The sequence below is a fragment of the Roseofilum sp. KMC-1 genome (genome assembly GCF_057802075.1).
Genome location: NZ_CM173605.1, coordinates 467,659 through 489,223, shown reverse-complemented (window position 1 = coordinate 489,223; position 21,565 = coordinate 467,659). Strand labels below are relative to the sequence as shown.

21 protein-coding genes are annotated in these 21,565 nt (G+C 46.3%); 16 read left to right on the top strand and 5 right to left on the bottom strand.

Features of this window, described 5'->3' with window-relative positions; translation table 11 throughout:
* The first annotated feature begins 48 nt into the window (after positions 1-48).
* Together AC3FZD_RS02400 and AC3FZD_RS02395 are read left to right on the top strand one after the other, a co-directional pair.
* Positions 49-1,293 (top strand): EAL domain-containing protein, encoded by a 1,245-nt coding sequence (locus AC3FZD_RS02400; protein ID WP_488738599.1) that lies wholly within the window; start codon positions 49-51, stop codon positions 1,291-1,293.
* 228 nt (positions 1,294-1,521) lie between these two features.
* Positions 1,522-3,015 carry an ammonium transporter gene (locus AC3FZD_RS02395; RefSeq protein WP_488740427.1) on the top strand — a complete coding sequence of 498 codons (1,494 nt, stop codon included), beginning with the start codon at positions 1,522-1,524 and terminating at the stop codon, positions 3,013-3,015.
* 37 nt (positions 3,016-3,052) lie between these two features.
* Here AC3FZD_RS02395 and AC3FZD_RS02390 read toward each other — a convergent pair whose 3' ends face one another.
* On the bottom strand, positions 3,053-3,433 hold the full coding sequence (locus AC3FZD_RS02390; protein WP_488738598.1) for a hypothetical protein: 381 nt from the start codon (positions 3,431-3,433) through the stop codon (positions 3,053-3,055).
* A 60-nt stretch (positions 3,434-3,493) separates the two neighbouring features.
* Positions 3,494-4,189 (bottom strand): iron-sulfur cluster biosynthesis transcriptional regulator SufR, encoded by a 696-nt coding sequence (gene sufR / locus AC3FZD_RS02385; RefSeq protein ID WP_488738597.1) that lies wholly within the window; start codon positions 4,187-4,189, stop codon positions 3,494-3,496.
* Positions 4,190-4,355: 166 nt separating this feature from the next.
* On the opposite strand from sufR, the gene AC3FZD_RS02380 reads away from it, so the two are divergent.
* The 8 genes from AC3FZD_RS02380 to AC3FZD_RS02345 all read left to right on the top strand — a co-directional run bounded on the left by AC3FZD_RS02380 (position 4,356) and on the right by AC3FZD_RS02345 (position 14,259).
* Entirely contained in the window at positions 4,356-4,727 is a 372-nt protein-coding gene (locus AC3FZD_RS02380; protein ID WP_488738596.1) for a ferredoxin-thioredoxin reductase catalytic domain-containing protein, read from the top strand.
* Between the two features lie 56 nt (positions 4,728-4,783).
* Positions 4,784-6,220, top strand: a complete 1,437-nt coding sequence (gene sufB / locus AC3FZD_RS02375) for a Fe-S cluster assembly protein SufB (protein ID WP_488738595.1) — start codon at positions 4,784-4,786, stop codon at positions 6,218-6,220.
* Positions 6,221-6,222: 2 nt separating this feature from the next.
* Positions 6,223-6,990 carry a Fe-S cluster assembly ATPase SufC gene (gene sufC / locus AC3FZD_RS02370; protein ID WP_488738594.1) on the top strand — a complete coding sequence of 256 codons (768 nt, stop codon included), beginning with the start codon at positions 6,223-6,225 and terminating at the stop codon, positions 6,988-6,990.
* 1 nt (position 6,991) lies between these two features.
* Positions 6,992-8,350 carry a Fe-S cluster assembly protein SufD gene (sufD, locus tag AC3FZD_RS02365; protein WP_488738593.1) on the top strand — a complete coding sequence of 453 codons (1,359 nt, stop codon included), beginning with the start codon at positions 6,992-6,994 and terminating at the stop codon, positions 8,348-8,350.
* Between the two features lie 212 nt (positions 8,351-8,562).
* Positions 8,563-9,819 carry a SufS family cysteine desulfurase gene (locus AC3FZD_RS02360; protein ID WP_488740426.1) on the top strand — a complete coding sequence of 419 codons (1,257 nt, stop codon included), beginning with the start codon at positions 8,563-8,565 and terminating at the stop codon, positions 9,817-9,819.
* A 336-nt stretch (positions 9,820-10,155) separates the two neighbouring features.
* Positions 10,156-10,662, top strand: coding sequence for a methylmalonic aciduria and homocystinuria type D protein (locus AC3FZD_RS02355; protein WP_488738592.1), 507 nt, complete (start codon positions 10,156-10,158; stop codon positions 10,660-10,662).
* A gap of 71 nt (positions 10,663-10,733) precedes the next feature.
* Positions 10,734-13,970: an ATP-binding protein gene (locus AC3FZD_RS02350; RefSeq protein WP_488738591.1), complete on the top strand. Its 3,237-nt coding sequence runs from the start codon at positions 10,734-10,736 to the stop codon at positions 13,968-13,970.
* 10 nt (positions 13,971-13,980) lie between these two features.
* Positions 13,981-14,259 carry a TIGR02450 family Trp-rich protein gene (locus AC3FZD_RS02345; protein WP_488738590.1) on the top strand — a complete coding sequence of 93 codons (279 nt, stop codon included), beginning with the start codon at positions 13,981-13,983 and terminating at the stop codon, positions 14,257-14,259.
* Here the strand turns inward: AC3FZD_RS02345 and AC3FZD_RS02340 are convergent.
* The gene (locus tag AC3FZD_RS02340; RefSeq protein ID WP_488738589.1) at positions 14,243-14,899 is read right to left on the bottom strand and encodes a TIGR04282 family arsenosugar biosynthesis glycosyltransferase; all 657 of its coding nucleotides are present in this window, start codon (positions 14,897-14,899) and stop codon (positions 14,243-14,245) included. The two genes, AC3FZD_RS02345 and AC3FZD_RS02340, sit on opposite strands and share 17 nt — an antisense overlap.
* Before the next feature lie 25 nt (positions 14,900-14,924).
* On the opposite strand from AC3FZD_RS02340, the gene pgl reads away from it, so the two are divergent.
* The 4 genes from pgl to AC3FZD_RS02320 all read left to right on the top strand — a co-directional run bounded on the left by pgl (position 14,925) and on the right by AC3FZD_RS02320 (position 17,541).
* The gene (gene pgl, locus AC3FZD_RS02335; protein WP_488738588.1) at positions 14,925-15,698 is read left to right on the top strand and encodes a 6-phosphogluconolactonase; all 774 of its coding nucleotides are present in this window, start codon (positions 14,925-14,927) and stop codon (positions 15,696-15,698) included.
* A gap of 42 nt (positions 15,699-15,740) precedes the next feature.
* The gene (locus tag AC3FZD_RS02330; protein ID WP_488738587.1) at positions 15,741-16,424 is read left to right on the top strand and encodes a double zinc ribbon and FHA domain-containing protein; all 684 of its coding nucleotides are present in this window, start codon (positions 15,741-15,743) and stop codon (positions 16,422-16,424) included.
* 76 nt (positions 16,425-16,500) lie between these two features.
* Entirely contained in the window at positions 16,501-16,908 is a 408-nt protein-coding gene (locus AC3FZD_RS02325) for an FHA domain-containing protein (protein WP_488738586.1), read from the top strand.
* A 204-nt stretch (positions 16,909-17,112) separates the two neighbouring features.
* Entirely contained in the window at positions 17,113-17,541 is a 429-nt protein-coding gene (locus AC3FZD_RS02320; protein ID WP_488738585.1) for an FHA domain-containing protein, read from the top strand.
* 89 nt (positions 17,542-17,630) lie between these two features.
* On the opposite strand, the gene pgeF is transcribed toward AC3FZD_RS02320, so the two are convergent.
* Positions 17,631-18,404 (bottom strand): peptidoglycan editing factor PgeF, encoded by a 774-nt coding sequence (pgeF, locus tag AC3FZD_RS02315; protein ID WP_488738584.1) that lies wholly within the window; start codon positions 18,402-18,404, stop codon positions 17,631-17,633.
* 37 nt (positions 18,405-18,441) lie between these two features.
* Here pgeF and AC3FZD_RS02310 point away from each other — a divergent pair, with 37 nt between their 5' ends.
* Together AC3FZD_RS02310 and AC3FZD_RS02305 are read left to right on the top strand one after the other, a co-directional pair.
* Positions 18,442-19,233 carry a biotin--[acetyl-CoA-carboxylase] ligase gene (locus AC3FZD_RS02310; protein ID WP_488738583.1) on the top strand — a complete coding sequence of 264 codons (792 nt, stop codon included), beginning with the start codon at positions 18,442-18,444 and terminating at the stop codon, positions 19,231-19,233.
* 108 nt (positions 19,234-19,341) lie between these two features.
* Positions 19,342-20,634, top strand: a complete 1,293-nt coding sequence (locus AC3FZD_RS02305) for a M23 family metallopeptidase (protein WP_488738582.1) — start codon at positions 19,342-19,344, stop codon at positions 20,632-20,634.
* A gap of 82 nt (positions 20,635-20,716) precedes the next feature.
* On the opposite strand, the gene AC3FZD_RS02300 is transcribed toward AC3FZD_RS02305, so the two are convergent.
* A complete protein-coding gene (locus tag AC3FZD_RS02300; protein WP_488738581.1) occupies positions 20,717-21,397 on the bottom strand; it encodes a riboflavin synthase in 681 nt (226 codons plus the stop codon).
* Between the last annotated feature and the right edge of the window lie 168 nt (positions 21,398-21,565).

The window sequence follows — 21,565 nt, the reverse complement described above, 5'->3', positions numbered from 1 at the left end:
TGGCCAGCAAACTCATATCCAGACTTGGGGAGCATCATGATCTTTAGGGTGAAGTCAAAACTCTACGAACGGCTTCAAACTCGCCGGGTAAAGGCCGGAGACTCGATCTTCTATGAAGGCGATCGCGGAGACTTCGCCTATATTATCGAGGAAGGAGAAGTCGAAATTTGGACACAGGTCGATCATACCCGCCGGATTCTCAATCATCTTAATCCTGGCTCCATGTTCGGCGAAATTGCCTTAATTGATGGTCAACCCCGCTCTGCTTCTGCCACCGCATTAACCGATGTTAGATTAACCCTAGTCACCAAGGAACAAGTCAACCGTCGCATTCAAGATGCCGATCCCCTGTTGCGAATGTTACTGTTAATGGTCATGCGTTATTTTCGTTCAGAAACCCAAAATTTTCGATCGCGCAGTAAATCATTAGTGCCTAAGTTTTTTCTAGAGAAACTCTACCCTGACATCAATCCCCAAAAAGATCTCTCCTTTCGACTCACCGAAGCGGTAGATTTAATCCGCATGGAAAATGAGTTACGCACCGCCTTAGATGAGCAACAATTTAAGCTAGTCTATCAACCGATTATTGATCTAGAAACTCAAACCATCACGGGTTTTGAAGCCCTAATTCGCTGGCAGAGTCCCCAACGGGGATTTGTGACTCCCGATCGGTTTATTCCCTTAGCAGAATCAACTTCTTTAATTGTGCCCATTGGTCAATGGGTGATGCAGACCGGATTAGAAGCCTTAAAGAAGATTCAAAAACGGGTCAACTACCCAGTAAACATGAGCTTCAATATTGCCAGTCGCCAAATTGAAGAGCCAAATTTTCTACAATTTCTACTCGATTGTACTGATTACTACGGACTCGATTATCAGCAAGTGAAGCTAGAAATTTTAGAGCGCACCTTATTTGACAGCGAGCGGGCGATCGCCTGGGTACAACAATGTCATACTCTGGGTTTTCCTTTGATTTTGGATGATTTTGGCACAGGATACTCCAGTTTACAGTATCTGAATGAATATAATCTCAATACCCTAAAAATTGATAAGTCCTTTGTTCAAGGAATGAATGTTGAGTCCAACAATAAAAGCTGTAGTATTTGTAACGCTATTATCAACTTATCGAACACCCTGGGAATGACCGTGGTTGCAGAAGGAATAGAAACTCATGAACAGCTACAAGCTCTCAAAGCCTTTGGCTGTACTTATGGTCAAGGGTATTTCTTTTCACGACCCGTTCCCCTAGAAGAGGCGATCGCCCTCTTTGACGACCCTCGATTTCAACCTTAAACTTTTCCTAAACCAGAGTTGGGAATATTTTCGATCTAACCCTAAAGTATTGTAGTCTACAATACTTTTTCTCTGCTCTAGTCCTTCAACATAGTTAAGTTTCTGGCAAATGTCCCTTAAGTCCCGGTTCTAGAGATGCCTGTAGCAGCAATAGAGATCAAGGTTAAGAGGAAGTTAGCACAGATTAAATTCCTTAAACTTTAGGGCTTATGCCCTTATCAGGTGCGTATGGTCAAATGGAATATTCAGCCTCAGCAATCACATCTCAAGGGCTTATTGCCCCTCATCAACTGGCTAAAAGCCTTGTGTCGCCTATCTGAACCACCAGGTTCCCAACGTCAGCAAACTCGGAGATGGCTAATCGTCATCTTTTGTCTCTCCCTGGGAGTTTCCCTGGGAATCGGTTTCTGGAGTGGGCCCCTAGCCGAGCAAGCAACTGCCCAACTTAACCCTACAGAAGTCCCCCCTATTGATACTGGAGATACCGCTTGGATGCTGATGTCATCAGCTATGGTATTGTTAATGACTCCAGGTTTGGCTTTCTTCTATGGTGGCTTAGTGCGTTCTCGGAATGTACTCAACACCATGATGATGAGCCTAATTTCTTTAGCTGTGGTCGCCGTAACCTGGGTATTATGGGGCTATAGCTTGAGTTTTGCCCCGATCGCCCTTAATCCTGGGGGCGATCCGACCTTTACTGCCAATCCCTTCATCGGTAGTCTCAAATGGTTGGCTTTTAACGGGGTGGGAATCACTCCCGATCCGGTTGGCTATGCCTCTACAATCCCTCATCAGGTGTTTGCACTCTACCAAATGATGTTTGCCATCATTACCGTGGCTTTGGTATCTGGGGCGATCGCCGAACGCATGAGCTTTAAAGCCTACTTCTGGTTCCTGATCCTCTGGTCTACTTTCATTTATTGCCCACTCGCCCACTGGGTCTGGGGTAAAGGCTGGTTAGGAACCCTGGGAGCGCTAGATTTCGCTGGTGGGACAGTCGTTCACATTAGTTCAGGAGTATCAGCATTAGTTGCCGCTTGGATGCTCGGGCCCCGCAAAGACTGGCAAACTCAACCCATTTTGCCCCATAATGTTCCCTTTGTATTACTGGGTACAGGATTATTGTGGTTTGGCTGGTTTGGCTTTAATGCAGGCAGCGCCCTCGCCGCCAATGGCTTGGCAGCTACCGCTTTTACCTCCACCATGATTTCTGCGTCCGCCGCTGGTCTGGCTTGGGTTATGGCAGAATGGTTACTCCGGGGCAAACCCACAGCCATTGGTATCGCGAGTGGTTTTGTTGCCGGTTTGGTCGGTATTACCCCGGCGGCTGGTTTTGTCGGCCCCATGGCAGCCATAGGGATTGGTGTGATAACTTCTCTGTGCTGTCTAGGGGCAGTCACCATCAAAGTTAAAATTGGCTTTGATGATGCCCTCGATACTTTCCCCGTTCATGGCGTTGGGGGTACAGTAGGAGCGATCTTGACCGGAGTGTTTGCTTCTAACTCCGTTAATTCAGCTATTGAAAGTGGCCTCATTTATGGAGGTGTAAAAACCTTTGTTGCTGGGGTCATTGGCGTAGTAGCCGCCTATCTGATGGCAGCGATCGGCACATTTATCATCCTCAAAGTTCTCTCTTTCTTGATGGATCTGCGTGTCTCTGTGGAAATAGAAGATGCGGGACTCGACATTCAAGAACATGGAGAAAGTGCTTACGAAGGATAAGGGTTGGCTTGGGTCTTATCTGGTTCCCTGATTCGGTTTAAACTTGAATTTGGCGGTCTTTTTCAAACCAGGTCACAATATCCATCACCTTTAAATCCGTAACTTTAACTTGGGTTTCCTGGGCAATTTTGTTCAAGGGAACTCGGGCCGCACTCACCAGACGGGCGAAAAAATTAATAAAGCTCTCATCGAGATCAATAATCCTCTGAATATGGGTGTCGTGTTTTACCCAATGGGCGATCGCATCCTCCGCAATGGTTTCTGCGGGTTGATGGGTCTCTAAACTAATCTCTTTGAGAGCGCGACAAGCATAAATGGCTAATCGGGTGGAAAACTTATCTGGCGAGGATAATAAGGCGGAATCAACCATTATCGCTTCTTCTTCAGTGAGAAATTCTACCGGTAAACGGGAAGTCATAATCAATTAAAAATTAAAAATTAAAAATGGAAATGCGCGATCGCCCAAACTTAAGCAGATTTAAGCAGATTCCGCCCGATCCATGACCGGTGCGATTAAATAACCACAGCGATGTTCCCCATCAATAATCCAATGAGTACGTTCCACCTGACAATCCGGAAACAAATCCGAAAACATCTCCAGTTCATGGCCACACACCGTCGGAAAAGATTCGGCCACATCGGCGATCGCACAATGATGTTCGGTTAACATAAATCGGGTGACTCCATTCGGATTTTGGGCATCCGGTTCCACAGCATACCATTGAGCCATATACCCTTCTTCCTGCCGCAGCTCCACCAGCTTTTCCACCCGTTCCTCAATCGTGCCACTTCTCAGGCGATCGCGGTAAACCTCCGCTTTGCGCTGCCATTGTTTCTGTAAAATTGACCCCACTTGGTCTTTACCCACCGTTTCCGCTAAAGTATCCAGAAGAGCGACAGCAAATTCACCGTGATTATTCCCAAAGCGATCTCGTCCCTTCCGACTCAGGAAATACCAATGTTGGGGCCGTCCCATCGAAGTCTGCCCATCCTTATCTCCATGCACAACCTCATACTCAATCAACTCCTCCCCTTCCAAGTCCTTCAGATGTCGCCGAATCGCTTGGGGACTCACCCCCAACGCCTCAGCTAACCCCAAAGCCGTTGCTCGACCATCCTTAAGTAGATACTCCAGAATGGACTCTTTCGTCGAGATTTGGTGAGCGGTTCCCATGATCTTCACAAAACTTAATCACCACTAAGCGTACATTACGATCCCCAAATTGGGATTTGACAACAAACTCATTGCTAAACTACGCTAAAATCATAGTAAAGCAACAAACAAGTTGTTTAAACCCATTATACTCACTTAATTCTGTTCGTTCATTGAGAATTTGCCCATGACCCTATCATCTCAACCCCAGCAAGCCACAGAAACCAGTCTAGAAGCCATGCGGAGATTTTCCGAAAAATATGCGGAAAACACCAAAACCTACTTTTGTTCCGACCTCAGCATCACTGCTGTCGTCATCGAAGGACTCGCCAAACACAAAGACGAACTCGGCGCTCCTCTGTGTCCCTGCCGTCACTACGAAGACAAAGAAGCCGAAGCCAAAGCCGCCTACTGGAACTGCCCCTGCGTCCCCATGCGCGAGCGCAAAGAATGCCACTGTATGCTCTTCCTCACTGAAGATAACCCCTTCGTCGGCACAGAAAGAGCCATCAGCATCGATCAAATTCGAGCCACCACCAACCCCGTCGCTCAAGGCTAAAACCACCAAGGAAAATCACCCCGCCTTGTCCCCCTAGTTACTAGAGAACACCAACCATGTCTACGAGCGTTAAAACCCTAGTCAACCAACCCTACAAATACGGTTTCATCACCGACATTGAAACCGACAAAATCCCCAACGGCTTAAGCGAAGACGTAGTACGGCTGATTTCCGCCAAGAAAAACGAACCGGAATTCATGCTCAACTTCCGTCTCAAAGCCTACCGTCGATGGCTAGAAATGAAAGAACCCAACTGGCCCCATCTTCAATATCCCCCCATCGACTACCAAAACATCAGCTATTATTCTGCCCCCAAACAGCAGGACAAAAAGAAAAGCCTGGATGAAGTTGACCCCGCTCTGCTAGAAACCTTCGAGAAGCTAGGAATTCCCCTTTCCGAACAAAAACGGCTCTCCAATGTAGCTGTAGATGCCGTATTTGATAGCGTTTCCATTGCTACCACATTTCGGGAAAAACTAGCGGAAGAAGGGGTGATTTTCTGCTCCATTTCCGAAGCCGTCCATGACTATCCCGAACTGATAGAAAAATATCTCGGTAGCGTCGTTCCGGTCAGCGATAACTACTTTGCCGCTCTCAACAGTGCCGTATTTAGTGATGGTTCCTTTGTGTATATCCCCAAAAACACAAAATGTCCCATGGAACTGTCCACCTATTTTCGGATTAACAGTGGCGATACTGGACAATTTGAGCGCACCTTAATTGTAGCCGAGGAAGGGTCACAAGTTTCCTATCTGGAAGGCTGCACTGCTCCCATGTACGACACCAACCAACTACACGCAGCCGTCGTGGAATTAGTCGCCCTAGACAACGCGGATATTAAATATTCCACCGTGCAAAACTGGTACGCTGGCGACGAAAACGGCAAAGGCGGAATTTATAACTTTGTCACCAAGCGCGGACTGTGTAAAGGAGTCAATTCTAAGATTTCCTGGACTCAGGTTGAAACCGGTTCAGCTATTACTTGGAAATATCCCAGTTGCGTGTTAATTGGTGATAATTCTATTGGTGAATTTTACTCCGTTGCTCTCACCAATAATCGCCAGCAAGCCGATACCGGAACCAAGATGATTCATGTGGGCAAAAATACCCGCAGCCGGATTATTTCTAAAGGAATTTCTGCCGGAAATTCTGCCAACAGTTATCGTGGTTTAGTGAAAATAAACCCCAAAGCAGAGGGAGCAAGAAATTATTCCCAATGTGATTCTATGCTGATTGGGGATAATGCCGAAGCCAACACTTTCCCCTATATCCAAGTACAGAATAATTCTGGAAAAGTAGAGCATGAAGCCTCAACTTCCAAAATTGGAGAAGACCAGCTTTTCTACTTTTCCCAACGGGGAATTTCCGCCGAAGATGCGGTGTCAATGATGATTAGTGGTTTCTGTAAGGATGTGTTTAATCAGTTGCCCATGGAATTTGCGGTAGAAGCGGACAAATTGTTGAGTTTAAAATTAGAAGGAACAGTCGGTTAAGCATGAGTATTTTATCAGTACGCAACCTCACCGCTAATGTGGCGGGTCAATCCATTCTTAAAGGTTTAAACCTGGAAATTAAGGCGGGAGAAATCCATGCTATTATGGGGCCTAATGGTTCTGGCAAAAGTACATTTTCTAAAATTCTTGCCGGTCATCCGGCCTATGAAGTCACCGGTGGAGAGGTGATTTATAAAGGTGAAAATTTGCTCGAAATGGAGCCGGAAGACCGGGCGACTTCTGGTGTGTTTTTGGCATTCCAGTATCCCTTAGAAATTCCGGGCGTGAGCAATTTAGACTTTTTGCGTGTTGCCTATAATTCCAAGCGCAAACACCAAGGTTTGGAAGAGTTGGATACTTTTGATTTCCAAGACTTGGTAGAAGAGAAGTTAGAAGTCGTAAAAATGGATGCGGCATTTTTAGACCGCAGCGTGAATGAAGGGTTTTCTGGAGGGGAGAAAAAGCGGAATGAAATTCTGCAAATGGCGCTTCTAGAACCGACATTGGCGATTTTAGATGAAACCGATTCTGGATTGGATATTGATGCCCTAAAAATTGTAGCTAATGGGGTGAATCAATTAACCCGCCCGGATAATGCGGTATTGATGATTACTCACTATCAACGGTTGTTGAATTATATTGTCCCTGATTATGTGCATGTGATGGCGGATGGCCGAATTTTACGCACGGGCGGTAAGGAGTTAGCTTTGGAACTTGAATCTAGGGGATATGACTGGATTCTAGAGGAAGAATTGCAGGGGGTGAAGTAGGATGACGATGCTGACAATGGAATTAAACCGGGAAAGTCCCCGGTTTCAAGGGGTGCAAAAGCTCCTGCATACTCGCTTAGGGTTTGATAAACCGGAACTCGATCCGGCGCTGGTATCCTTAATTCAGGCAGTGCGGGAACATGGGGCAGCGATTGCCTCGGAACTCCAATTTCCTAGCTCTCAGGATGAAGAATGGCGGTTTACGGATATTTCGCGCCTCTTGGGTGTGGATTTCCAACCGGCAACTGTACCGAGTGAAGCCTTTATGGATATCACGCCCTTCATCCTACCAGAAGCAGAACACAGCCGCCTGGTATTCGTGAATGGCGTATATTCTGCCCAACTCTCGGATCTTTCTGGAGTAAAGATAGACTCCGTAACCCATCTATTATCGGGGGCAGTTCCGGAAGCAAAACTTAATCCCTATTTGGGCAAAAAACCCGGCAATCAAGAAGTTTTTACTGCCCTCAATAGTGCCAGTTTGACGGATGGAGCCGTGGTGTTGATACCGGAAAATCAGGTGATTGAAACGCCGATTCATGTATTGTTTTTATCTGTGGAGGATGAAAAAGCGGCGATCGCCAGTCCGCGCACTTTAATCATTGCCGCAGCCAACAGTTCAGCCACCCTAGTTGAACAGTATGTCACCATCAGCAGTTGTCCCGCCGCTCCCGGAATTACGCCCTATTTTAGTAATGCCGTTACAGAAGTTTGGTTAGAGGATAACGCCCAGATTAACCATACTCGCATTCAGCAAGAAGGACAACAAGCCATCCACATCAGCAAAACCACAATTAGTCAAAACCGCGACAGTCAATATACCCTCAATACGATTAGTCTAGGAGCCGGTTTATCCCGTCACAATATCGATGTAATCCAGCAGGGAGAAGGAACCCAAACTACTCTCAATGGCTTAACGGAAATTACCGGTAAACAATGCTCCGATACCCATAGTAGCGTTAATCATTTGTATCCCCATGGCAGCAGCAATCAACTGCATAAATGCATTGTGGATCAAAAAGCCCATGGGATTTTTAATGGTAAAGTGTTTGTGCCCAAAGCCGCTCAATTAACCAACGCCCAACAGCTCAACCGCAGTTTAATTTTGTCAGAAAAAGCAAAAGTAGACACCAAACCCCAACTCCAAATTACCGCCGATAATGTCAAATGCTCCCATGGCGCAACCGTGAGTCAATTGGAAGAAGAAGAGGTCTTTTATTTACAAAGTCGAGGCTTATCAAAAGATGCCAGTCGTCATCTGCTCATTGATGCCTTTGCCCATGATATCTTATCTCGCATTCCCCTAACTTCGTTGCAAGGTAAACTGGCTCAGTGCCTCTCCTGTCGTACTGATTTTTGATCCCCCCTAACCCCCCTTAATTTGATCCCCCCTAACCCCCCTTAGAAAGGGGGGAAATAAAAAAAGTCCTCTTTAGAAAGGGGGAAATAAAAAAAGTCCCTCTTTCTAAGGGGGGTAAATAAAAAAAGTCCCCCTTTCTAAGGGGGATTTAGGGGGATCGAGATCTCCCCATCCTTCGCCAATCCATCTCTATTCCTATTCATAACCCTATGATGACTTTTACCCAACCCAAACCCCTAGCTTCCCTGATCCGAGATGATTTTCCCATTCTGGATCAACAAGTCCATGGAAAACCCTTAGTTTATCTAGATAATGCGGCAACCTCCCAAAAACCGACCCTGGTTTTAGATACTTTACAGCACTATTATCAGCGCGATAATGCTAATGTGCATCGAGGGGTGCATTTACTCAGTTGTCGCGCCACAGAAGCCTATGAAGGCGCTAGAGATAAGGTGGCTGGGTTTGTGAATGCGCGATCGCGTAATGAAATAGTTTTCACCCGTAATGCCAGTGAAGCGGTTAATTTAGTCGCCTATGCTTGGGGATTAAATACCCTAAAACCAGGGGATGAAATCATTACTTCAGTAATGGAACATCATAGTAATTTAGTTCCTTGGCAAATGATTGCCCAGAAAACCGGCGCAGTCTTAAAGTTTGTGGAATTAACGGAGACAGAAGAGTTTGATTTTGAGCAATTTAAATCCTTGCTCAGTCCCCAAACTAAATTAGTTGCAGTTGTCCATGCTTCTAATACTTTGGGCTGTATTAATCCCGTAGCCGAGATTGCACAAGAAGCGCATAAAGTGGGCGCAAAAGTGTTAATTGATGCCTGCCAAAGTGCCCCCCATTTAAAGTTAGATGTTCAGGCACTAGATTGTGATTGGTTAGTGGCTTCTGGGCATAAAATGTGCGGCCCTACTGGCATTGGTTTTCTGTATGGAAAATTGGAGTTACTCGAAGCTATGCCACCCTTTTTAGGGGGTGGAGAAATGATTTCTGAAGTCTTTTTAGAGCGTTCCACCTATGCCGAACTGCCCCACAAATTTGAAGCGGGAACTCCTGCCATTGCCGAGGCGATCGCCCTCGGTGCAGCCGTAGATTACTTAATCAGTATTGGATTAGATAAAATTCATACTTACGAATTAGAGTTAACCGATTACTTATTTGAGCAACTCCTGCAAGTTCCTGACGTAAGGATTTACGGGCCAAAACCTAGCCAAACCAAGATTAGAGCCGCCCTCGCCACCTTTACTACTGGCGAGATTCATGTCAACGATATCTCCTCCTTGTTAGATCAAGCAGGTGTAGCGATTCGTACCGGTCACCATTGTACCCAACCCTTACACCGAATTTTAGGGGTGAATTCCACCGCGAGAGCGAGTTTGTATTTCTACAATACCTTTGCAGAAATCGATCGCTTTATTGTTGCGCTCAAAGACACTCTCGCCTTTTTCAAGAGTATTTTGTAGGATCTATAGCCTTTCTCTCTTGCATGAGGTATAGCCCTCACCCCCAACCCCCTCTCCCACGGGAGAGGGGGCTTATATTAGAGCCAATTGTCTAAAGTGAACAAAATGCCTACTGCTAATTTTGAGGCAATGAGTGATGAGGAATTGAAACGGTACTTCCTAGCCAGAGGAAGAAGATATCCAACAAGCTCTAATTTTTGCCTCTTCTTACTTATAGTTATTGCAGAATGTGAGCAGGAGTTGACAGAAGGAGCCGCAGTTACAGTTGAGCCAAGCCGTATTCGTATTCGTCGGTTACCCTTAGTATCTGATCTCTAATTTCATACTTCCTCATCTATGAACCCTTCTCAAACCCTAACGGTAACACGCAACAACCAAACCTTCAGGGTGGAAATCTCCATTCATCCCCCAAGTGCTTATGTACAAGAACATCTTCAGGAGCTATTACCCAACTGGCAAAAAGATTCAATATCAGTGATTATTTTCCTGCAACAAGCGCAGATCTCCTTAACTGAAATCTCTCCAGAAGTCGAAGCCGAAAAACAAATACTCTGGGACAATTTTATCCGATGGTCGGACTTACTGATGAACCAGTTAAGCACCTATGCCACCGATGCCTTCGATCCGCGCACCGGATATCCCCGCAGATCCAAACCTGGAACCCTTCACCATAGTGATGTCCCTGCGGTTCATGCCGCTCTAGGATATCCCATCGAAAAAAACGGCGACTGTGCTGCCATCATTCACCCCCATTGGGGAACGGCTGTTTATCCCAGCGTGATGCTCTCTACTGCTCCTGCCGATGAAATGATCAATGCCATAATTAAGCTCCATTTAAGTTAGGGAAATTTCTGATTTTTGGGGAACATCAGGATACCATCTAAAGTATCCTGCACTTCAGCTCTCTCTATCCGATGAAATACCTACCCTTCAAACCCCACTTCCCTCTGCAAGTCGTCTTAATCGTGCCGTTTCTCCTGCAAATTACGATCGCCGTTAGCTTAGTCAGTTGGCTTTCCTTTCGCAGTGCCCATCAGATGCTAGAAAATATGGTAAAACGATTAACCACTGAAATTGGCTCAGAAGTTCAACAGCGTTTATCCTCCTATTTAGAACTCCCTCAAAGGGTTAATCGGTCTCATCTGGGGGCGATCCAGTCCGGTTTGCTAGAGGTGGAAAACCTGGATCGATGGGATTATTATCTCTGGGATAAAATCCAACAAGTCCCAGAGTTAAGTTTTACCGCCATATCCAATAACCAAGGGGGCCAACGAACCGGAGAACGTCTAGCTGATGGCTCGTTAACCATTAATACCATTACTCCGAGCGATCGCCACACCTTCCGCTCCTACAACACCGACAATCAAGGAAATCGCACTACCCTAGCCCTTGAATTAGGCGATCGCGATCCCCGCCAACGACCTTGGTATTTAACCGCAGTTAAAACAGGAAAAGCCACCTGGAGCAACCCCCATGTTTCCTATCTCGAACCCGTCCTCCTCATCTCCGCCTTACAACCCATTGATATCGATAATAACGGTAGAGTTGAAGGGGTTCTTAACACCACCCTCAAACTCAGTCAACTCGGCCAATTTCTCAGCCAAATTGACCTAGGAAAAACCGGAAAAATTGTCATTCTCGATCGCCAAGGAAACCTCATTGCCAGTTCTACCCAAGAAACCCCCTTCGATCCAGAAACCAAAACTCTCCTCCCCATTACCCAGAGTCAGGATGCTCTCACGCGCCAACTAATCGCCCTTCTGCAAAACCAAGATATTACCTTAAGCAACTTCACCCGCCCCACCCTCACCCAAATTACCTTAGAAGGCGAGCATTACTTTAGTCGTATCCTTCCCTATACCGACTCCTATGGCTTAGAGTGGAGTATCCTTATTTTTCTCCCCGAATCTAACTTTACCGCCGAAATCGAGAGCTATAAACAACAAATCCTAGTCGTTTGTATGGCTGCACTAATCATTGCTGCTGGATTAGGGGTATTAGCCTCTCAGTGGATTGCTCACCCCATTTGTCAACTACGCAATGCCAGTGCCGCCTTTGCCTCCGGGAGACGGCAAAATTCCGTACAAGCTCAGGGCATACAAGAATTAGAAATTTTAGCCCAAACCTTTAATGAAATGGCGACTCAAATTGCCAATCAGCTTGATATCCTCGAACAACAAGTCGCCGAACGCACCTATCTCCTGACTCAACATAATCAAGTTTTAGCCGAACTTGCGGGCAATCCCCGCTTACACCAAGGAGACCTAAACCAAAGTTTACCTCAACTGACCGAGGCGATCGCCCAAATCCTCCAAGTTAACCGCAGCAGCATTTGGCTCATCGAACCCGAAAGCAAACTATGGCGCTGTGCCGACCTATTTATACCCCCTCTCAGAACCCACACCCAAGGAGACTTATTAGCCATCGAAAACTATCCCCACTATGCCCAAGTCCTACAAACCCAAAACGTCATTGCCATTGAAGAAGCTTGGATAGATGAGCGCACCAGCGAACTCAAAGACACCTATCTCGTTCCCTTGGGTATTCATTCCCTGCTCGAAATTCCCCTTCGCCGACATCAAACCCTAATTGGCGTAATGTGCATTGAAACCACCCAACCTCACCATTGGACTCAGGAAGAACAAAACGTCGCCCGTTCCATCGGCGATTTGGTTAACCTCGCCATTGAATCCTACCATCGCCACCAAGCCGAAATTAGCCTCAAAGCGGCTAAAGAAGCTGCTGACAAAGCCAATCAAGCCAAAAGTGAATTTTTAGCCAATATGAGCCATGAATTACGCACCCCCCTTAACGGTATCCTCGGTTACACCCAAATTCTCCAACGGATGGATGACCTCAAACCCAAACAACGGGAAGGAATCACCATTATCGAACAAGCCGGTTCCCATCTCCTCACCCTGATTAACGATATCCTCGATCTGGCCAAAATTGAAGCTGGAAAAATGGAACTGCTCCCTAGAGATATTCATTTTCCCTCTTTTATTAATGGTGTTGCCGAAGTCATTCGCATCAAAGCCGAAGAAAAAAAACTCACATTTACTTGTTTTTTTGATCCCCATTTACCCCAGAGCATATATGTTGATGATAAACGCTTACGTCAAGTTCTCCTCAATTTATTAGGCAACGCCACTAAATTTACTGATCGAGGAGAAATTTTATTTTCTGTCTTGCCTACCGGCAATCTAGCGGCTGTGTCTACAGCCACCCTACATTTTGAAATTGGTGATACCGGTGTGGGCATGACCCCCGATCAAATTCAGAGCATTTTCTTACCCTTTGAACAAGTGGGAGCCAATTCAAAGAAACATGAAGGTACAGGTTTAGGATTAGCCATTACGCGCCAAATTGTCCAAATAATGGGAGGAGAAATTGAAGTTAAAAGTCAGCCAGGTGTCGGCAGTCAATTTAGCTTTGAAATTGAGGTTCCTATTTCCCAAAATTGGGGACTCTCTTCCAGTCAAATCCAGCCAGGCAAAATTATCGGTTATCTGGGTCAGCGCCAAAAAATTCTCGTCGTTGATGATAAAATCGTCAACCGTAAAGTCATTATGGAAGTTTTATCTACTCTAGGATTTGAATTAGCCGAAGCAGAGAATGGCCAAGTAGGGTTAGAACAATACAATCGATTTCAACCGGATTTAATCATTACCGATTTAGTCATGCCAGAGTTAGATGGATTTGAAATGGTACGTCAAATTCGTCAAAGACCAGATAATCAAGTGATAATTATGGCTTCTTCAGCAAGTGTTTTAAAGCAAGATCAAGATAATAGTTTAGTCGCCGGTTGCAATGATTTTATCCCTAAACCGGTCGATCTAGAGTTTTTATTACATAAATTGAAAAAATATCTCCATCTAACCTGGATTTATGATGACGCGATCGCCAATACTCCATTGACGACCTCCGATCCCTCCGTTGAGCTAGTCTACCCTCCCCAGGTTGAATTAGAGGAATTAGTCAAGTCTGCTTCTGTAGGATACATTGATGGTATTGAAGCAGAAGTCATCCGGCTACGAGCATTAGATCCTGTATACCATCCCTTTTGCGATCGCATTATGGATTTGGTCTCTGAATTTAATGACCCAGGAATTATGGCTTTAATTTCCCAAAAGTATTCTCTATCTCTTTAAACCATAGACTATGACTAAAAAACAAAAATTCCCCTTTCTCGTTGGCTCGAAATGGACAGCCCAACAAACCACCTGGGGATGGCGACATTTTCAAGTCACTAACCGTAAAAATCAGGGAAAATTTATTTTTGCAGAAATGGTGGCTTCTTGCGATCCAAATGTCCGTTTTTGGCTCAATGCAGCCCAACTCAAAGACCGTTATCTATGGCAACCGGGATGGCAAACGCTCCAGGAGATGGGGTGTGGGGAGTACGGAGTCGGAGAAGCGGAGATTACCCATAATTTTTAATTTTTAATTGATGTAAGTCTTCTGGGCGGTCAATATCGGCGAGAACCGGTAAGAGAAAATAGGATAACTCTAGAGTATTGGCAATCTTGAGCGTTTGGGCTAACACTTCTGAAGTTCCCCAATCAATACCTTGAAATAATTCAGCAATGGGACGCGATAGACCAATTAAATAATAACCGCCATCGGCGGCTGGCCCTAGAACGATATCTTGGGAGGTTAAACGATCAAAGGCTTGGGTTAAAACTTCTGAGGTGAGACTGGGACAGTCAGTTCCAATAACCACGATACGCTCTCTTCCTTCCCTAAAGCCTCCCTCGATTGCCTTGTAGAGCCTTTCCCCTAGGTCTCCTTGTGCCTGACTGCGATAAACTAGATCAGTACCTAACCAGGTTTCCATAGCCTGAATAGTTGACCCTGTAAAATAAACCACGAGCTGTATTGCTCCTCTATGCCGATCTTGTAGCTCCCGTCCTTGGGCGATCGCCCATTCAGCCATTCTCTTGTGTAATTCGGTCGCCCCCTGAACCCCTAATGCAGGAATTAAGCGGGTTTTAGCCTTGCCCAATTCAGGATACCGAGTAAATACCAACAGTTGGCATGGGGGAGATAATGGGGAAGATAAATTAGGAAAATCGCTCACACTTACCTTTCTTTTAATTGGGAACATGACTAGAATCGTAGAAGTTTTACCCGATAAAGGCGCTCTTGTAACCCGCGCTCTCTCTTTAGTCAAAGAAAAAATAGAAGCGGCGATCGCGAAGCGGCAGAGCATCGCCTCCCAGGGTTACTTTACCATTGCCCTCGCTGGAGGCAGTACCCCCAAGCCAATCTATGAAGCTCTGAGCCAAGAAAATCTCCCCTGGGATAAGATTCACGTTTTTTGGTCAGATGAGCGCTATGTCCCCTCAGATCATCCCGATAGTAACGAAAAGATGGCTCGCCAAGCCTGGCTTAATCAGGTTCCCATACCTCCAGAAAATATCCATCCCATGCCCACCCAAGGGCAAGATCCCCAGCAGGATGCCCAAACCTACGATAATCAATTACAGGAGTTTTTTGGCTGCTCCTCTGGGGACTTTCCCTCCTTCGATCTGATTTTGTTAGGAATGGGGGATGATGGCCATACCGCTTCCCTATTTCCCCAGACTGAAGCCTTGTCAGTAAGCGATCGCCGGGTTACCGTAGGAAATAAAGATGGCCAACCCCGTCTCACCTTTACCGTTCCCTTGATTAATCACGCTCACTGTGTCGTTTTTCTAGTGGCAGGAGCTAATAAAATCCACGCTTTACACCAAGTCTTTAACCCAGATGGAGATTCTCAACAGTACCCCTCTCGTTTCATTGCTCCTAAAGGAGAACTTTGGTGGCTCTTAGATGAAGCAGCAGGAAATCAATTAAAAATTTTCATGTCGGCGACAGCCGAAAAACTTAGAAATTAAAATTTAACACTTTTAATTCCTTTCTCGTCTCCCATTAATTCTATGATTGTTTGTCCCAATTGTACTCACCAAAATCCTGATGGCGCTCAAGTCTGTGAAGCCTGTTATACAGAGCTTCCTGCTCTCACCACTTGTCCTCACTGTGGAGCAACGGTTCAACAAGATGCCACATTTTGCGGTCAATGTGGAACGGCCTTAAAATCCAGTCCCGCTCCGGATGCCTCGGAAGAAGAAGAGGTTGTAGAAATTCCTCCCTTAGTTGAACTTGACCCCCTCGTAATTCCCGATCCCATTGCTCATGCGAGTGCAGCATCATCCGGATCGGAAGTGGAAACGGAGTTAGAAGTAGTAAATAAAACTTCAGATCCCGCCAAGATTAACCGGTTAACTGAACTGCAATCGCCAACAGCCGCTCTAGTACATATTGCCAGTGGCAATCGCTTCGAGTTATCCACCGGTCTTCCCATCTTACACCTTGGAAAACCCAATGACCGGCTTCCTCCAGAAATAGATGTTTCTGGATTTGCCCATGCGGATGTGGTTTCGCGGGTTCATGCAGCCATTTACATCGATAAGGGGGATTATTATATTGAAGATCTAGGCAGTTCTAATGGAACTTATATTAATCATCTACCCCTAACTCCGGGCAATCGCCATCGCTTAAAAGCAGGCGATCGCATTACATTAGGTAAAAATGATCTGGTATCCTTTTTATTTGAACTCTGATCCCATCCAGATAATCGCTGAACTCAAAAAGCACATACTCTAGTTTCGTACTTCTCGTTATTTTCCTATTACTGATGTGATTACCCTAACCTTGTTACATCCTCTCAAAGATACCCCGATTCAGCATTGGCAATTTACACAAGAATCTGTGGTGCGGATCGGACGCTCTACGGATAATCATGTTGTTCTCTATAGTGCGGTGGTTTCCCGTCACCATGTGGAACTCCGCCTAGGAGAGGGGTCTTGGGATGTAGTAAACTTGGGCACTAATGGGACTTACCTCGATGGTCAACGGATTGAGCAAATACCCATTACCGGTGAAGTGGTAATCCGACTCGCTCGCTCTGGGCCAAAAATCCAGATTAAAACCGATTTTGAAGAGAATCAACCCTCTCCTTCTCCTCTGGATCGCAAGTCAATCGATCGATCCACGCTACCCGTTAAGGAGAGAATTAATAAACTCACTACGGCGATCGATCCCTAGAAATAGGTCAATTTTGCGTTACTGATTACATAAAAAAGACTGCTAAAAATCCAGATCGAAGTAGAGTATTTATTGGTTGAATAAATAGAAACCGCTCCCCTGAGTCAGTCGAATCGAGTTATAATGATCCTATTAATCAGTCCCTGTATTTTTCCGAGAATTGACTAGAGTTGTGCTTAATTTAAACTCCGTCAGGATAATTTTATGTCAGCGATTACTATATCTTTAATGCATCCGACCCAACCGATCGCGATGCATAGTTGGACATTTGAGCCAGATCGAGATGAACCCATTCGTATTGGTCGTTCCCATGACAATGACATTGTAGTTTATAGTTCTGTGGTCTCCCGTCATCACGCAGAGTTATGGCCAAATGAAGAGGGTTGGAGTCTCAAGGGATTTGGGGCAAATGGTACATTTGTTAATCAACAGTTGGTCACACAAGATGCCTTAGTCGATGGCATGATTATTCGTCTAGGCCATTCTGGCCCTAGATTAAGAATTCGTTTAGGCATTACCGATCCGAAGGCTAAACTGGTTAGACAAGGCGATCGTAAACCGCAGGTTGAGCCGACAGAAGCCCAAAAACATAATACATTTATTAATAACCCTCCAACGGAATCCGATCGTTAAGAGATCGATCGGAGCAACTTGCCTCTCAAGATTCCATTGAGGGCAAGTGTAATTTTTGATTTTTTCGGCTGTCGCCGACATGAAAATTTTTAATTTTTAATTGAATTCACGATCCCTGACCACTGGACTGACTTTAACCGATCGCGGCGATAGGAAAAGAAAAGATCGGGATTTTCATAGGTACAATAGGGAGCGATCGCCACTTGCTCTACACCAATTCCTAACTGTTCCAGTTGTCTGAGATTCACCTGTCGCACATCTAAGCGGATTAGCTCCGGTTCAGCATCAGGCAAAAAGACCGGGTTTTCACCCCCCAATAACCGCTCTATCCAATCTGGGGGCATCTCACCCTGGATCAGAGTTTTCCCCACCTGTTGAGCTACATCTAAACCCACCTGATACTCAACTCCAGAAATAGCAGGCCCTAGAGCAATTCGCAGATCCTCCAGTCGAGTCCCCAAAGCTTGAAAACTGGCGATCGCCTCTGGTACAATCCCTGCGGCAGTTCCCCGCCAACCCGCATGAAGCGCTGCTACTCGACCCGTCCCCAAATCTCCCATTAACACCGGCACACAATCAGCCGAACACACCCAAACCGAATCATGGACATTCTCCGATAACAAACCATCCGCTTCTGGACGCTCAACCCCGAAAACATCCACTTCTGAAGTCTTTAAAACCCGTTGCCCATGGACTTGCTTCACCCGATACACCTGGGCTTGCTCATCCAAAAAAGGCGCTAAAGATTCAGGAGTTTGGGGTGCAAACTGGCGGGTAAAAAAACCATGTTTCCAAGGATCGAGCAAGTCACAAGTCAGATAACCCAATCCCTCAGCCATCTGCCAATGCCAAAGTGGACTCATTACTGATTACTCATTACTTAATTACTTATTACTTATTATGACTCTGAATCAAGAACGAATCGAGCAAACCTGGGAACAGATTACCCAAAAACTACACCGAGAACCCCTTCCCCTGCCCCCTATCCACGGGTTTGAAACCCTAGAATCCACCAATCAAACCCTATGGCAACTGCTGAGGGAAGGGGCCCCACCCGGCACAGTGGTAATCGCCCGTCAGCAAACCTCCGGTCGAGGACAATGGGGGAGATCCTGGTCTTCTCCTGCTGGCGGTTTGTATCTCTCTTGGGCGATTGCCCCTAACCTCCCTACTGAAAAAGCTTTGTTACTCACCATCAGCAGCGCTTGGGGAATAGCGACTATCTTGCGCCAACATCAAAACCTGCCCATTCAAATCAAATGGCCCAACGACTTAATTCTTAATCAAAGAAAACTGGGCGGTATTCTCACCGAAACTCGGCTGCATCAAAACCAAATTCACCAGGCCGTCATTGGAGTGGGGATCAATTGGGAAAATCCCGTTCCTGAACCGGGAATTAGCCTCAAATCCTGGCTCAAAGAGCGATCGGTTGCCATAAATCTCACTTGCCTAGAAGACCTCTTAGCCCTAACCTTAAGGGGGTTAATCTCCGGATATGAGGCGATCGAGCAGAAAAAAGGAGCAACCCTAATCTCTGCCTACAACCAACTACTCATCCATCGGGGCCAGGCGATCGCCATCCAAGGACAACAGGGCAAAATCATAGGCATCACAGATACCGGTCAGCTCTGTATTGACCTTAACACCTCCCAACTGCTCCTCAACCCTGGTGAAATTCAATTAGGCTATTAGAACTGCTACAGAAGTCATGAAAATTATGATAAAACTTGTCAGAGACCCAATCATGGGATACAGATCAAACCCCTAATCGTGAAAACACTTAACCGACAGCCAATTCCAATGAGTACGGATAAGACCACTCCAACCCCAAATCACCAATATACTCGCACTTTCTTTTGCCTGACCTGTCACCGTTCCCTGCTGATGCAAGGACTCGGTTGGTTAGGGGCCCTGGGTTTACTCAGTGGCAGCATGGTTTGGACTCCTAAACAAGGTGCTGCCTACGAACAAGACTCCATCGATCCGGTTGCCTATGATGTGGCTCCTGAACCCGAATGGACACCCGAACCAGCCGCCTATGAGCCAGAATGGACACCCGAACCAGCCGCCTATGAGCCAGAATGGACACCCGAACCGACTGCCTATGAGCCGGAACCCATCGATGATGCTTCTGTACCGGTGGTGATAGAAACCCGTGAAGAGGCTCCCATTTCCTATTCGGCTTCCGACTTGATGCCGGAAAATACAACAGATCAAGAAAGCGCTTATATTGATACTTCTGACGATTTTGACATGGGAGCAACCGTTGCCGATCGCCAAGAGAGTGAAGTAGAGATTTCTGAGCCTTCTGAGGCTTCTGCTCCTACATCAGAATCTAATCCCTATACGGCTTCTACCCCAAGCGCCCCATCGGAGCCGATCCCCACTTGGTCTCCAGAGAATTATCAACCGACTGCCTCCAGTGAAAGCAGCCATCAAGAGTATACTTCTGCACCCCCTCCTGTACCCGTGGTGGGAGGAACCACGGCTAGTGGTCGGTCTTATTTTAATGCTCGTCAACCGATGGGCCGGCCGGGCAATGGGAATGTGAGTTTGTTGTATCCTCTGGCAATTCCGGCTCAAATTACCTCCCATTTTGGCTGGAGATTGCATCCGATCTCTGGAGATTGGAGATTACATAGCGGTACGGATATTGGAGCAGCGACAGGAACCCCTGTGTTGGCGGCTTTGGCTGGACAGGTGACGATCGCCAATTTCTTAGGCGGATATGGCTTAACCGTGGTTCTCGAACATAGCAATGGAACCCAAGAAACCCTCTATGCTCACTTATCCGAAGTATTTGTCGAACCCGGCCAAGAGGTGGCCCAGGGAGCGGTCATTGGTAATGTGGGCAGTACCGGTAATTCTACAGGCCCCCATTTGCATTTTGAGCTGCGACAACAAACGGAAGAGGGCTGGGTAGCTGTAGATGCTGGGGCCCAGTTGGAATATGCCTTAGCTCGGTTCATCCAATCTTGGGAAACTGCCTCAGCAACCCCCTATACCGGCGGCAATGCTAAGGAGTTACAACTAGTACCGATTCCAGAACTGGCCACGCAAGAATTGCCCTATGTGAACATTCGCCCAATGTAGGGACAAACACGGGGACATGAGGATAAGGAGAAACGGAGAATGGGATAATTACCCCCATCTCCCCATCCCCCTATTCCCCCATCTACCCATACCCATGTTCGCTCAAGAACTCAGCCGTAATCAGATTTTCAGGTTCTCGAATCGGCGATCGCGAAGCGGCGGAGCATCGCATTAACCCTTCTACATACTTGCCTAAAATATCCCCTTCCAGATTCACTAAATCCCCAGGATGGAGATACTGCAAATTGGTATTTTGGAACGTATGAGGAATCACAGCCACCTTAAAAGTGTGGGTTGCCCCTTGGTCTTGAGCTAGAGTCAAGCTAATGCCATTCACAGCAATACTGCCTTTAGGGACAATATAGGGGGCTAGACTGGGGGTTTGCAGGCTAAATACCATTTCCCAGGCGATCGCCGTCTGTATAATCGAGAGAACTTCCCCCAAACCATCCACATGACCCGTCACAAAATGACCCCCTAGTTTACTCCCCACTCTCAGAGAAGTTTCTAGATTGACAGGCACTTGGCCCAGAGCGCGATGGTTCAGAGTCGTGCGACTGAGGGTTTCCGGGGAAACAGCAGCGATAAAGCCCTGGGAAAGCAGGGTTTCCACTGTTAGGCATACGCCATCAACTGCTACACTATCGCCTATAGCTAAATCCGCCAAAATTAGCCGTCTCCCTTCCGGAGAACAGATAATTTGGACTTGGTAATCATTTAGAGGCGCGATCGTCCCTAGGGCTTGAATTAATCCGGTAAACACGGGTAAATTTCCGAAAAAGAGAGCTTAAGATGAGAAGGAGACAGATTACAGATTTTAGATAAACTTATGGTCTAATTAGGATAATCGATTTTAAGGTAGAGAATACTGCATGGGTTTCCTGAATCAGTTTATCCTTCAGAAAACCCCAGACAACACCAGATCTTATCT